Below are 14,735 nucleotides of genomic sequence, written 5' to 3' on the forward strand. Positions count from 1 at the left end.
GTATGATTCAATGACGCAATTACGACTCAGTTATGCCTATGGCACCAGTGAGCAACCCTTATTGGGTATGACCATAGGCCATAAATTTGATCAAGCATGCCTACAATATGCCGATCAGGATGCTGTGGTCAGTGTGCATCAAAATGTACGTTTGACCTATCAGCAGTTACAAGAGAAAGTAAATGCTTTTGCATGTAGTTTATTAAAAATCGGTTTAGAAAAGGGAGATCGTCTAGCAATTTGGTCCCCTAATTGTGTGGAATGGACGATCGCACAATTTGCAGCCTTTAAGGCTGGAATTATTTTGGTCAACTTAAATCCTGCGTATAAAAGTTATGAGCTAGAATACGTACTCAATCGAGTGTCATGCAAAGGATTGATCATTGCATCGACCTTTAAGACGACCAATTATCAAGAAATTTTGACGCAAATCGCACCAGAAATCTTGCATACGACCAATGGCGTTTTAAATGCTGAAAAATTGCCGCATTTAAAGTATTTGATCAAAATAGATGATCAACAACATACTGGGTTTTATCGCTTTAGTGATTTATTGGTTGAACCGACTTCCGAGCAGTTAGATCAACTTAATGAGATAGCATCTGGTCTTCAATTCGATGAAACCATCAATATCCAGTTTACCTCTGGAACTACAGGTAGCCCCAAAGGGACCATGCTGACACACAATAATATTCTGAATAACGGGTATTTTGTGGGAGAGGCAATCAAACTGACTTCTCAAGATCGAGTTTGTATTTCTGTACCGTTATTTCATTGCTTTGGTATGGTGATGGGTAATCTCGCCTGTATTACACATGGATCAACCATGATCTATCCATCAGCTGTATTTAATCCTCTTGATAGTCTTAATGCGATTGAACAAGAGAAATGTACCGCGGCATATGGTGTGCCTACCATGTTTATTGCCATGCTTGATCATGAGCAATTTGACGAATTTGATTTGACTACATTGCGTACTGGCATTATGGCTGGCAGTCCATGTCCAAAAGAAATCATGAAGCGCGTCATTGAGCGTATGCATATGCGAGATATCACGATTTGTTATGGCATGACTGAAACAGCGCCAGTAAGTGCACAAAGTTCGATCAAAGATTCGCTAGAACAACGAGTGAGCACTGTTGGTCGAGTTCATCCACATATCGAAATTAAAATAGTCGATGAACACGGTAAAGTAGTGCCTCGTGGCAAACTCGGAGAGTTGTGTGTACGAGGATACTCAGTCATGCTGGGCTATTGGGATGAAGAAGAAAAAACACGAGAAGTCGTAGATGTCGCAAAATGGATGCATACCGGTGATATCGCTGAAATGGATGATGAAGGCTTTATCAAAATCAAAGGTCGCATTAAAGATGTTGTGATTCGGGGAGGTGAGAATTTATTCCCTAAAGAGATTGAAGACTTCTTATATAAACATCCTGCTGTTAGCGATGTCCAAGTGATTGGACTTCCTGACCCGAAATATGGCGAAGAGTTATGTGCTTGTATTATTTTGCATGAAGGACATGAATGTTCTGAACAAGTGATCAAAGATTACTGCAAAGCCAATATCTCACATAATAAAGTGCCACGATATGTACATTTTCTTAAAGAGTTCCCAATGACTGCTTCTGGTAAGGCTCAGAAGTTTAAACTCCAAGAATATATGCGTGAGCAACTCAATATTTTTGATGAGAGTGCTTAATCGTCATTGAGTGATATTTTTAACTTTAAGCAGAAAATAACAAAGCCGAACTTAGTTCGCTAAGTTCGGCTTAATTTTAAAAATAGTCGAAGAGTGAGATGGCAAAGAATTTTGATCACCCAAAAATCGTAGAAAACTACGATGTGCATATCAGACAGCTGATACCAGGATATGAACTCATGCATCTACATATACTGGCGCTACTTGAAACTCATCTCAAAGAAGAAGCTAAAATTGCCATTGTCGGGTGCGGAACAGGGTTTGAACTGAATTATTTATTAGATCATTTTCCAAAGGCGGAGTTTGTTGTGTTTGATCCATCGTCAGCGATGCTTGAAAAAACAAAACAGATCGTTCAGTTTAAGCAGCAAATGCACCGAGTCATAATTCTGCAAGGTGACACGACGGTGCTCCAGAAATATCCTGAAAATTTTGATGCAGTATTGAGTATTTTGGTTTTTCATTTTGTTTCACATGCATGCAAAAAGAGTTTTTTAGGTGATATTTACCATGCTTTGAAACAAGATGGCGTGGTTCTGAGTTTTGATCTGATGCAATTCGAAGAACCAAATGATCAGTTAGTATTAAAAAATTTGGTGACAAAAATAGGATTAAGTGAAAAACAAAGTCAGGTCATGTTGGAAAGAATACATGATGACTTTAATTTAATGACAGTGAAAGAGATGAAGAATCTATACCTTCAGGCTGGTTATCAAAATTTAAGAACTTTCTGTCAAATGTCTAATTTTTATGGATTAAAAGCAGTAAAGTGATAATTTCATATTTAGAATAACCTATTCATTTTATCTTATATGAAAATCCTACAAATGGTTATATATCTAAAATGAAAAAGGATTATGATAAAAGTATTGTTTTATGAATATAAGGATTGTTCATGACCACAGAGACTCAATTTCCACAAACTTCTAATCGTGGAATCGCGGTATACAGTAATAACGCTGAAGCGATTGGTAATACACCGCTTATTCGCATTAATCGTGTGATACAGGGCGGGGCTACAGTTCTTGCTAAAGTGGAAGCACGTAACCCAGCATTTTCAGTAAAATGCCGTGTTGGTGCAGCTTTGATTGCGGATGCAGAACAACGTGGTGTGCTTAAAGCAGGAATGCATATTGTTGAACCTACGAGTGGTAATACTGGAATTGCGCTAGCTTTTGTTGCTGCTGCTAAAGGTTATGACATCACACTGACTATGCCTGCAAGTATGAGTATCGAGCGCCGTAAAGTACTCAAAGCATTGGGTGCTCATTTAGTATTAACCGATCCAGCTAAAGGGATGAATGGTGCTGTTCAAGAAGCAGAACGTTTTGTTGCTGAGAACCCAGAGCTTTATTATTTACCTCAGCAATTTGAAAACCCAGCAAATCCTGCCATTCATGAAACTACAACTGGACCTGAAATTTTTGAAGCAACGGGTGGTAAGGTTGATATTTTAGTGGCTGGTGTAGGTACGGGAGGTACGATCTCTGGTATTTCGCGTTATTTTGAGAAAGTTAAAAATCAAGCCCTTTACTCAGTTGCAGTTGAACCAGCAGACTCACCAATTATTGGACAAGCGAAGCGTGGCGAAACACTCACTCCGGGACCACATAAAATCCAAGGCATTGGTGCAAACTTTATTCCTAAAAACCTAGATTTAGATTTGGTGGATGAAGTTATCGCGGTTGAAAATCAAACAGCAATTGATTTTGCTCGTCAATCTGCAATCAAAGAAGGGATTTTTGTGGGTATTTCAAGTGGTGCAGCATTAGCGGCCGCTCATGAACTTGCTCAACGTCCTGAAAATGCAGGTAAAACCATAGTGGTGATTTTACCTGATGCTGGAGAGCGCTATTTATCTTCAGTTTTATTCGAAGATATATCAGCAGATTAATGAGAAAGTCAAAGCATTCTAAAAAAACGGTCTTCATGGCCGTTTTTTTGTGATTTATTCGATTCAAACAATTTTAAACTCTTCTTAAGTTACCAATCATTTTAAATTTATTACATCACACGACTATTTTCACAGTTTTGAACGCGATATCTTTAAGCGAATTTTTTTTAATAAAAAAATGAATGAACGACTTTAATCATCCTATTTATATTATCGGCGCTGGTGTTGCAGGATTAAGTTGTGCTCAGCATTTAAAATCAGCAGGATTTAATGTTGTTGTTTTAGAAGCACGTGATCGTATAGGTGGGAGAATACATACACAAAACATTGATGGTCATTGTTTTGACCTTGGTGCATCATGGATACATGGTATTGATAATAATCCGATATGGAAAATTGCAGAGTCCAATCGGATAAGTACTCAAGTTTTTAATTATGATCAAGTGGATTATTTTCATGCCAATGGTCAGCCATTTACCGAACAAGAGAGCTTAGAATTTGAAAAATGCCTTCGTGATGTTCAGAAGGTTTTTCAAAATAAATCAAAAGAGCAGGATATCTCCGCTTTTGAGCAACTTGAGAATGTTTTAGGAAAGATACGTTTTCAACTTCATTATTTTGATCGAGACGTCATCACACAAAAAATTAAGCAGTATTACTCAAGGCTTGCCAATGATCCTTTTGCGACTGATTTAGAGCAATTAGCCCATAATTTTATGGATTTTGAAGGCTACTTCTCAGGCGATGAAGTGATATTTCCAAAAGGTTATGAACAGATTGTTAAAGTTCTGGCTACTGATTTAGAGATTCATACGAATGCAGATATTGTTGAAATCGATCATGACTCTCATCAAGTGCAGATAAAAACAGCATGTGGACAGCTTTACATAGGTTCTCAAGTTGTGGTGACAGTTCCACTCGGTATTTTAAAGCAAGATAAAATTAAGTTTGAGCCGCCTTTGCCTAGTGGATTAGTCCGATCGATTCAAAAGCTGGGTTTTGGATCTTTCAATAAAATATTTATACAATTTTCAAAAGCTCTAGAATTTAATGGGAATGCACTTAAACACAATACGGCATTTTTTTGGGATGAGCGTGAGCTGTATAGTATTTTAGATTTTAGTCGTTTATATAATAAACCGACTTATCTACTTCTCGTTGGAGGTACAAAGTCAGAATGGGTTGATCAAGCAACGGATCAACAGGTGCATGAATATATCAAGAAAATATTGAAGATTTGCATGCACTCCAATGAAATTCAGAACATCATAATTACCCGCTGGGGAAGTGATCCGTTTAGTTTAGGTTCATTTAGTTTTCCAAAAGTTGAACATACTAAAGATGATGTAGAGATCTTTAAAAAAGAGCATCCAGCGCAAGTATATTTTGCAGGTGAACATTGTCATACTGATTATGCAGGCACTGTGCATGGTGCATATCTGTCAGGTCGTGATACTGCTAATTTAATTATTCGTAGTGGCTTAAATATAAAGCTGTAACTGATGTACAGTTACAGCTTTATTTAGTTAGTATGAGTGAGTTGAGAAATTAACCTGAACTCACATTAATACATGTCCATATTCTTCGCGAAGTTTTCTTTTTAGCATTTTTCCAGTGCCGCTAAGCGGTATGGCATCGACAAAAATCACTTTATCTGGAGTTTGCCATTTAGCAATTTTATCAGCATAGTAATCAATGAGTTGTTGTTCAGTGATTTGGCTATTAGGATGTTTAACGGCGATTAAGACAGGTCTTTCATCCCACTTTGGATGTTGTGCTGCGATGACCGCAGCCATCGCAATTTCTGGGTGACCCATTGCGATATTTTCAAGCTCTACAGAAGAGATCCATTCTCCACCAGATTTAATCAAGTCTTTGGCACGATCACTAATATGCAGATAGCCATCAGCATCTATAGACGCAATATCTCCAGTATCAAACCATCCATCACTGGTCAATGGTGAGTCGGACTGACCAAAGTATTTGTCAACAATCCAATGTCCTTTGATTTGTAAATTACCAATAGTCTCACCATCATGTGGAACAAGATCGGTTCCTCTTTCTTCAGACACTAAACGAATCCTGACTCCAAACGGCGGGCGACCTTGGGAAAGACGTAGTTTTGCTTGTTGATCCTGAGAAAGTTGTTTATGTTTAGCTTTGAATTGATTGGCAGTGCCAAGTGGACTAGCTTCAGTCATCCCCCATGCATGAATGGTTTCACAATCATATACATCACGGAATGTGGCTAACATGCTAGGTGGGCAAGCCGAGCCACCAATCACATTACGTTTTAAAGAGGTCAGTGAATTGTTCATTGCTTTTGCAGCGACCAACAAGCTTTGCCAAATGGTAGGAACACCAAGTGCAACAGTCACTTCATATTGATCAATGAGTTTAACTAGACTCTCACCATCAAGACCCGGCCCTGGTAATATAATTGAAGCACCTACCATCGCTGCGGCATAAGGTGTTCCCCATGCATGAACGTGAAACATCGGAACTACAGGTAAAATAATGTCTTTGGCTGACAGATTGAGTGAGTCAGGTAAGCTGGCCGCTAAACTGTGAAGAACAGTTGAGCGATGAGAATAGAGAGCACCTTTAGGATTGCCTGTTGTTCCAGAGGTATAACATAGTGAACTAGCAGTGGTTTCATCAAATTCAGGCCATGTATATTCTGCAGTTTGACCCGCAATTAAATCATCGTAGAACAAGACTTCGGGTAAGGCTTGACGAATCTTTTCATCAGGTGCATCTAAGCAGATGAAATGTTGCACCAGTGGAATATGTGCTTTTATTCCTGTAATCAAAGGTAGGAATGTTTTATCAAAAATAATCGCTTTATCTTGTGCATCATTAATAATGAAAATCAGTTGTTCTGGAAATAATCTTGGGTTAATGGTGTGACAGATTAAGCCACTACCAGAAATAGCATACCAAGCCTCTAAATGACGATGATTGTTCCAAGCTAATGTTGCAATACAATCGCCGTGAATGAGTTTAAGTTCATTTAATGCCTTTGCACCACGTTTAGCATTATCCGATACATCGCCCCAATTGGTTTCGTAAAGTGAGCCATCGGTGTTTTTTGAAACGATCAAGGTGTCTTTATGAAATTCAGCAGCATGTTCTAGTAAACTGCTGATTAATAAAGGTTGAAACATCATACGTCCGTGCATGCAAAGCTCCTGCTATTGATCATTTGAGTTTTTATTTTGAGTTGATTATATTTATGTAAGGTGAGTGCTCACGATTAACGTAACACTCACTGATGACCTAGAAATACACTAAATTATGCAGTCAGTAAAGAACCAACTAATTTACGGATTGAAACCAAAGGTTTACGCTCTGGAATGATGACACCAGCAGTTTTAAGGTCTGACACGAGTTCAGCGCGGAAGTCATTATAGTCAACCTCTGCTGCATGACGTTGACCGCCTTCAAAGTTGTAATGTGGATGATCTAACTCATGCTGAATCGCTTTTTTCATATCAGCAGGACGTTTATATTTTCCTAAGATTTCCTGACATGCCAAATTGGCTTGATGATCTGAAATTGGCCAAATACAACCTAGTGGCTGGAATAAACCAATGAAATAAAGATTGTCATGTTCTGCATGCATCATTTTACGGTAAAGCGGTAATTTTTCAGCATGTTGGAAATCTATAAAATCTTTATCGAAGAAAGGGAAGACGGTCCAGAAACCAGTACAACAACAAATAATATCAAACTCTTGTTGAGTACCATCGACGAATTCTACAATTTTACCATTGAGACGCTTGATCGCTGGTTTTGGTTTGATTTTACCGTGACGCACATAGTCAATGAAGTCAGAGTTCGCCGTTGGATGTTGTGTCAGCATCGGTTTGTCATTTACAGGCAAGCCAAAATCTGCGTAATTTCCACTGAATGCTTTTACCAATTTGGTCAGAATTTTTTGGCGCATTTTGGGCGGAAGTTTTTCCATTGACTTGACGAGTATGTCTGCGGGATGTCCAAACATAAATTTTGGAACAAACCATTGTGGACTGCGCATCGATATATACACATCTTTTGAGACACGTGCTGATTCTACGGCAACATCACAGCCTGAATTACCTGCACCAATGACTAAAATTTTCTTTCCACGCCAGTCGTCATTTACACCTTTAAAATCATGTGAATGCATCCACTTGCCAGTAAATTCACCTTCATACTCAGGGTATTTCGGTTTCCAGTGATGACCATTTGCAACCATTAAATAGTCATATATTTTCTGTTGTTCTTTACCTTGATCATCGGTGTAATCCACCACCCATTTTTTATTTTCATTTTTATGAATATGGTTAATAGTGTGATGAAATTTAATCTTGTCATATACACCAAAATGTTTGGCATAATTTTCAAAATACTGCTGTAGATGATCATGTCGTGGATAATCAGGGTAACTGTCTGGCATTGGATAATCTTCATATTCAGACATTGTACGCGAGCTAATAATGTGTGTATTCTCATAGACTGAAGAATGACCAGTTTTAGAATTAAACACCCAATTCCCACCGACTTTGTCATTTTTCTCGAAGATATCGTATGCAATACCATTTTGTTGACAATTTTTAGCAGCCGTAATTCCTGACGGACCTGCACCAATGATACAGACTGTGTTCATATTCATATCCTTGAATGATGTTCTTTTTATTCATAACCAACTATAGTTGGTTTTATGACTATAATCGATTTATTTTTAAACAGCAAGACAGGGGATTTGTTTAAATGCTTTTTGATGAAATTAAGCTTCCTGTACAAAAAAGAAGTAAAGCAAGGTTAGAACTTGTACTAGAAACAACAAAGAAAATATTAGAAGAACAAGGCATCAATCACTGTACTATTCCCGAAATTGCAGCACAGTCCGATCTTCCTAAGATTACGATTTATCAATACTTTCCAACAGTTAATCATTTGTTCAGCATATTGGTGAAACGTTATTTAGATGAACTGCAGGCCTATGTTTTGTTTAAAAATGAGTGCTATCAAACTTGGTCAACACGTGATATTTGTTTTGATCTAATTTCTAAGGTGGCTGAGTTCTACAATTCAAATCCTGCTGCAAGTATTTTGATTTTGGGTGGGCCAGTACATGTTGATGGTTTTAATTTACAGGAAATCGTCATTGAGAAGATTGCTCATGATTTACAAGCGGTATTTGAGCAGAAAGTACATCCGCTGAAATTGAATAGAAAAGAGGAAGCGGTGTATTTGGTTGAAATGGTTTTTGCATTAATGAAACACAGCTACTATCAGCATCAACAAGTCACTGATGACATTCTAAAAGAATGCCATTTCATCAGTGAATTTTACTTAAGCAGTAAGGGATATAACTACCAACTTTAAAAGTTTATTTTAGTTTTTCCAAAAAATGTTGATGCGCTGCGATGAGTTGATCAAAAACGGGCGAATGGAATAGATCGAAGTGACCGCAGACGAACTCACGATATTCACCTTGTTTTAGTTTTTGTGCGAGTTTACGTGTTGCTTTGATAGGAATAAGTGAATCTAGTTCCGCACCTGACACAAAAACAGGGCATTGAATTTTATGAACGATCATTGTTGGTCGGTATAAACCAATAGTTGCAACGATACGAGCTGGTACAGCATTTTTCCAATGCATCCCATCTGGGATCAGTCGATAATAGGCATCATAGCAATCTTCACCCGCCAAAATAGCAAACCGATCTTTTGCAATTACAGGCATGGTTTTGACTCTACCTATTTTTGCTAGGGCTAAATCTTGTAATGCAATCATGGTTGCATGCAATAAATATTTTTTCGGATACAGCGTCAAGCTCGCTAAACCATCAACGTGTGGAAAATTAGAGATCACTGCTTTAAAGGTGTGTTCACTTGCTAATGTTAGAACATGCGCACCACTGAACGAATACCCCCATAAAATGATATTTTTTTTCGAGATGTAGAATCGGGTTTGAATATAGTCGATAACGACTTTCCAATCCTGAAGTTGACTATTTTTATCAACAAGATGCTGAACAGGACCACTGCTTAATCCAAAACCAGAATGATCAAATACGCATACGTTATATCCCAATTCTGCATAAGCTTCAGCGAAAGAGTTTAAGCCACAGCTTTTTTCTCCACCCAAGCCATGAGCCATAATGATGATACTAGAATCTTTTGTGATCGGCACTGGCATATAAAAATCCGCTTGGATTTGATAGTTGCCATTCGGAATAAGTAATTCTTGAGTTTGCATCGTGGTTATCCTTAACACTTTTTTATTTTTAAAACCCAACTCAGGTTGGTTTAAGCATATCGTTATGCAGTATAAAAGTCTATTTGATGTCAAATCGTTCAGAAAATTTTAAGCCTGATTGATTTAAATACATTTTTATTCGATGTATTCGTATGAGTTTTTTCTATCGCAAGCAATGTATCGCCTTAATCTTGAGCTATTTCATTTTGGTCAATCTATTTCCAGTACATGGTGCAGTCGACATGAAATTGATTCAATTAGGCTTAAATTCAAAAGGAGTGTTCTATTTAAAAGATGCATTTTGGCCAAGTGTAGTCGGGCATAAATGGGTTAAATATGTGCTAATCGCGATGTACTGCAGTATGCTGATATATGCAGTCATGGTTGCTCATCCCAAATCGAGAAATCAAAGTTTGGAAACCTCTAAAAATTACATCACAATTTTTGCAATTGCTTTAATTTCAATTATTTTAATAGCGTTGTTCAAATCACGGTCGAACTTGATGTGCCCATGGGATGCAGCTCAACCTCAGGGAATGACAATTGTCTGGAGTCTCAGTAGTAAAGTTGGGCATTGTTTTCCTGGAGGTCATGCTTCTGCAGGTTTTGCATTATTGAGTGGGTATTTTGTGTTCAGGAACAAAAAAAGCAAATTAGCTCAATTTTACTTATTGAGTGCAATTCTCTTGGGAATGCTTATGGGATGGACGCAAATGCTTAGAGGTGCACATTTTTTTAGTCATAATCTTTGGACAGGTTGGTTGATTTGGATGTTCAATGTCGTAATATTTAGTCTAAAAGATAAGGTTAAATTAGCCTAAGCAATTAATGTAGTTTAATTTCCACTCTCACCAATAAACCACCTAATTGAGGGCTGCGATCAAAGATAAGATTACCCCCCATACGTTCTACAGCTTTTTCAACAATTGATAAACCTAAGCCACTACCAATTTCTTGATGTTGCTCAACTCGATAAAATCTTTTTTTAATACGTTCATAGAGATCTGCTGAAATTCCTGGGCCACTATCTTCCACTTGAATGATCGCTATATCATTCTCTTGAAATGTCAAAACATTAATGATGCCATTGGGAGGCGTGTATTTAATCGCATTCTCTATTAAGTTGGTTAATATTGAATCTATAGCAGATGAATAATTTATAATTTGAACGTGTTCATAACGTTCCATACCTAAATCGATTTCTTTGGCTAAAGCTAAATGAATCAATTGTTCAATAGATTGATAAGCACGTTCATCTAACCGAATACTCATTTTTTTCTCGTTACTGGCATTCAATGAATCTTGTTGAGCGAGATTTAAAAGCTGTCCGACCAAATGCTGAGTTCGGTGTAAACCATTATTCATTTTGATTAACGATTCGTGATGGGGGAGCTCTTTGAGTAAAATTTTAGTTTGAAGATTTAATGCTGTAATTGGTGTTCTTAATTCGTGAGCGGCGTCTGCAATAAATTGTTTTTGTTCTTGTTGGGCATCAGAGATCCTTTGAAATAATTGATTGATCGCTTGAATGCTGGGTACTAGCTCAATAGGGTACTGTTGAGGGTCGATTACGGTCAGCTCATTTGGTTTACGTGTACTTAATTCGGATTTAAATTGCTCAAATGGAGCAAAATTTCTTCTAATCATAAAACCTAAGCCATAAATCGCGAAGGGCATAATGATTAAATAAGGTAAAAACATGTTGATTGCGAGCTCTATGGCTAAAGCTTGTCGAACAGAGTCTTGTTGGCTCACTTGAACTTGAACAGTTTTCAATGGAATCACATAGGTATGCCATTTACCATAATGATTAGTGTGATGATAAAAAGCTGACTTTGCGACTGGCTCAACCAACTGTTTAAACTTTTCATGTAAATGTGATTGTTGGTCATAGGCCCAAACATCTACAAATAAATCTTCTTCATGGTACTGTTTTAAATGTGAAAATTTACTCTTTACAGGATCTGGATTAAATTTTGCAACGCGCTCTGCCAGATTTTTCAGCTGAGCATCAAGTATTTCATTTGTTTCCTCTAAAGCTGTTCTATAGGCTGAAAAAACCAATATACATCCCATCACCACACTAAAAATTGAGGTAAATACAACAAGTTGCTTTTGTAAAGAGTAGGGTTGCGTCATGTATCAATTCTTGTTTTATGGTGTAGGCTGACCTAGCCGATAACCTAATCCTCGCACATTACGTATAAAATTTTTACCTAATTTTGAGCGTATGCGATGAATATAGACTTCAATGGTATTACTGCTGATTTCATTTTCAATATCATACAGTTTTTCTTCAAGATTAGACTTCGAAAAAATCTTATTTGGATAAGTTAAGAGTGGAATTAATAAAGCCCACTCACGGTTTGAAAATTCAACCGTCTGATTTTCAAAACTCGCGATATGTTGTTCAAGATCTAACCTGAGTCCGCCAAATTCTAAAATTTGTTTTATCTGAGATGTATTTTGTTGAGATGTACGTCTGAGTATGGCGTGAATACGCGCTAATAACTCCTCAAACTCGTATGGTTTTACTAGATAATCATCAGCGCCTTGATTTAATCCATCGATACGGTGCTGAAGTTGATCTCTTGCTGAAATAATGAGTACAGGAATTGAAGGAAATAGTGAGCGAAGATGTTTGAGTACTTGCATGCCATCCATCATAGGTAATCCAAGATCGAGCAGCACTAAATCAAATGCTTGTTGATTTAATTGTTTTAAGCCATCGATGCCATTATTGACCCAGACTACTTCAAATGATTGATATTGGAGCAACTTTTGAGATGACTCTGCAATCATAAAGTCATCTTCAATCATCAGGATTTTATTCATATTAGGCTCTGTTCTATAATTGAGGTTTGCATTGTTGGCTGAGGTCTAATGCGGGTTGTAATGTTGTAGTATGAATATTCAATAAACTTAGCATGGTGTGAAAGACATTGTCTTGGCTAAGTGCATCATTCTTCTGAGATTTAATGCATCGTACAGTTGACGCTTCATGTTTTCGCCATGCTGTTGAAAACCACATGATCATCGGCACATGAGTTTGTTGTGATGGTGCAATTTGATAAGGCGCGCCGTGTAAATACATTCCATGTTCACCCGTGGATTCACCATGATCTGATAAATACCATAAAGCGGATTGAAATTGAGTTTGTTTGTTTAATAAATTGATTGACGAAGCGAGAATATGGTCTGTATATACAATTGAATTATCATAAGTATTGATCAGAGCTTGTTGACTACATCCTTGAATTGCGCTGGTGTTACAAGTCGGCTGAAAGGGTGTGTATTGATGAGTGGACCGTTTATAGTAAGCTGGGCCGTGACTTCCCATTTGATGGAGTACGATAAGTCTTGGCGTTTTATCATTTTTGGGAATGGCTTGAATATAGGCATTAAGGCTATCAATCAATATTTCATCTTTACATTCACCCTTAGAATCGCACCATTGCTTATGAATAGATTCGGGAATTTCATAACGCTCAACCCGATTACAAACCTCTTTGCATCCTGAATTGTTATTGATCCACGTTACTTTGTAGCCCGCACGTTGAATAATATCGAGTAAGTTCTCCCGTTGTCTTGCGACTTTTTCTGTATATGCTTGTCGAGTCATACCAGAAAATAAACAAGGTACGGATACCGCCGTTGCAGTACCACAGGAACTGACGTTACGAAAATTGATTATATTTAATTTGCTTAATTCTGGATTTGTAGCTCGATCATATCCATTCAACTGAAAACTTTCTGCACGTGCTGTTTCTCCTATCACTAAAACCATCAGTTTTGGAGTTTGATGGGTCGCCGTTTGAATAAATTGGTGTGCATCACGTCCGTAGGGTTGAATTATAGTATTTTTGGGAGGTTGAAGATGTTTATAATAACTGAAGGACGCTGCAACGACATTTTGAGGGCTGATCATTCCTTTCAACTCTCTGTTTTCTCTAAAAATAGCTGCATAGTCAACATAATATAAATAAGCGCAACCTAACACTAAAATTAAACTGATTGCACTGTGTAACATTTTCCTGCAAAGGGTATGAGAAAACGTTGATTTTTTGATATTCACCCAATAAATAAAAAAAAGAGGCGCTAAAATAAAAAATACAACCCAAATAAATAATCTTATATTTATCAGATCAAATGCTTCCATCGTATTGGTTTGCATCATATTTTGAATCTGATCAGCATTAATAATAATGCCTAAACTACTTACAAAATATGCAGACATACCGCCTAATACAATCCAGATACTTGCAAATATCTTTACGTTCAATCTCCAATGAATAAGGTTGAAAATAAAAAAATAAGCAGCTGTGATTAAGACAGATGAACCTATTAAAAAAAGAATTGCTGGGTAACCTTGATAAGGTGTGAGTGAAGTAAGTTGTTTGTAGAACGCAATATTTAAACCAATGCCAACCCATACTGAGAGTACTAAATTGAATAGTGCTAGGCTTATCGTTGGTTTTTTCCATTGCTGAATGATAGATGTGTAGCGCATACGATGAGTTCTAATATTTAACTACGCTGAGATTAGGTTTTATTTCTTAAAATTTACTGAATAAATGATTGAAGTCTAGGACATAAAAAAAGCCAGACTGGTGGAGCAATCTGGCAAAGCGTCAAGATGAGTCACCCGTGACAAGTGATGTTTCCTGAGTTCAGGTTTAAGTTGTTCTGAACTTAAGCCTGAATAAATTCAGCCACAGCCTGGTTAAACGCCTGTGGTTGTTCAACATTCGAAATGTGCGAAGCATTAATCTCAACAAGTTGACTACCCGCAATCGCTGCTTGCATAAACTGACCATCTGCCACAGTGGTCACAGGGTCTTGTTGACCTGCAATAATCAATACAGGAATCGAAATCTGTTTGAGTTGTT

The 14,735-nt window shown here is 37.4% G+C and carries 13 protein-coding genes; 6 read left to right on the plus strand and 7 right to left on the minus strand.

What is annotated here, in order from left to right; genetic code table 11:
• The first annotated feature begins 10 nt into the window (after positions 1–10).
• From AC1M9B_RS13305 to AC1M9B_RS13320, 4 genes are all read left to right on the plus strand, one after another.
• Positions 11–1,702: an AMP-binding protein gene (locus AC1M9B_RS13305; RefSeq protein ID WP_481609273.1), complete on the plus strand. Its 1,692-nt coding sequence runs from the start codon at positions 11–13 to the stop codon at positions 1,700–1,702.
• Between the two features lie 98 nt (positions 1,703–1,800).
• The gene (locus AC1M9B_RS13310) at positions 1,801–2,475 is read left to right on the plus strand and encodes a class I SAM-dependent methyltransferase (protein WP_481609274.1); all 675 of its coding nucleotides are present in this window, start codon (positions 1,801–1,803) and stop codon (positions 2,473–2,475) included.
• A gap of 122 nt (positions 2,476–2,597) precedes the next feature.
• Entirely contained in the window at positions 2,598–3,596 is a 999-nt protein-coding gene (cysK, locus tag AC1M9B_RS13315) for a cysteine synthase A (RefSeq protein WP_481609275.1), read from the plus strand.
• A gap of 182 nt (positions 3,597–3,778) precedes the next feature.
• On the plus strand, positions 3,779–5,095 hold the full coding sequence (locus AC1M9B_RS13320) for a flavin monoamine oxidase family protein (protein WP_481609276.1): 1,317 nt from the start codon (positions 3,779–3,781) through the stop codon (positions 5,093–5,095).
• A gap of 60 nt (positions 5,096–5,155) precedes the next feature.
• On the opposite strand, the gene AC1M9B_RS13325 is transcribed toward AC1M9B_RS13320, so the two are convergent.
• Positions 5,156–6,778 (minus strand): long-chain-fatty-acid--CoA ligase, encoded by a 1,623-nt coding sequence (locus tag AC1M9B_RS13325; RefSeq protein WP_481609277.1) that lies wholly within the window; start codon positions 6,776–6,778, stop codon positions 5,156–5,158.
• A 113-nt stretch (positions 6,779–6,891) separates the two neighbouring features.
• Entirely contained in the window at positions 6,892–8,247 is a 1,356-nt protein-coding gene (locus AC1M9B_RS13330) for a flavin-containing monooxygenase (protein ID WP_218947418.1), read from the minus strand.
• Between the two features lie 104 nt (positions 8,248–8,351).
• On the opposite strand from AC1M9B_RS13330, the gene AC1M9B_RS13335 reads away from it, so the two are divergent.
• A complete protein-coding gene (locus AC1M9B_RS13335) occupies positions 8,352–8,969 on the plus strand; it encodes a TetR/AcrR family transcriptional regulator (RefSeq protein WP_035270045.1) in 618 nt (205 codons plus the stop codon).
• 4 nt (positions 8,970–8,973) lie between these two features.
• Here the strand turns inward: AC1M9B_RS13335 and AC1M9B_RS13340 are convergent, their stop codons facing one another.
• Positions 8,974–9,846, minus strand: a complete 873-nt coding sequence (locus AC1M9B_RS13340) for an alpha/beta hydrolase (protein ID WP_481609278.1) — start codon at positions 9,844–9,846, stop codon at positions 8,974–8,976.
• A gap of 152 nt (positions 9,847–9,998) precedes the next feature.
• On the opposite strand from AC1M9B_RS13340, the gene AC1M9B_RS13345 reads away from it, so the two are divergent.
• The gene (locus AC1M9B_RS13345) at positions 9,999–10,667 is read left to right on the plus strand and encodes a phosphatase PAP2 family protein (protein ID WP_481609279.1); all 669 of its coding nucleotides are present in this window, start codon (positions 9,999–10,001) and stop codon (positions 10,665–10,667) included.
• A 4-nt stretch (positions 10,668–10,671) separates the two neighbouring features.
• On the opposite strand, the gene AC1M9B_RS13350 is transcribed toward AC1M9B_RS13345, so the two are convergent.
• The 4 genes from AC1M9B_RS13350 to AC1M9B_RS13365 all read right to left on the minus strand — a co-directional run.
• On the minus strand, positions 10,672–11,985 hold the full coding sequence (locus AC1M9B_RS13350; RefSeq protein WP_481609280.1) for an ATP-binding protein: 1,314 nt from the start codon (positions 11,983–11,985) through the stop codon (positions 10,672–10,674).
• 15 nt (positions 11,986–12,000) lie between these two features.
• Positions 12,001–12,681: a response regulator transcription factor gene (locus AC1M9B_RS13355; protein ID WP_481596597.1), complete on the minus strand. Its 681-nt coding sequence runs from the start codon at positions 12,679–12,681 to the stop codon at positions 12,001–12,003.
• Between the two features lie 13 nt (positions 12,682–12,694).
• Positions 12,695–14,356 carry a phosphoethanolamine transferase gene (locus AC1M9B_RS13360; protein ID WP_481609281.1) on the minus strand — a complete coding sequence of 554 codons (1,662 nt, stop codon included), beginning with the start codon at positions 14,354–14,356 and terminating at the stop codon, positions 12,695–12,697.
• 182 nt (positions 14,357–14,538) lie between these two features.
• Positions 14,539–14,735, minus strand: a 197-nt coding sequence (locus AC1M9B_RS13365) for an alpha/beta fold hydrolase (protein ID WP_481609282.1), incomplete at its 5' end; no start/stop codon positions are given.

The sequence above is a fragment of the Acinetobacter sp. ANC_7513 genome (assembly GCF_056779915.1).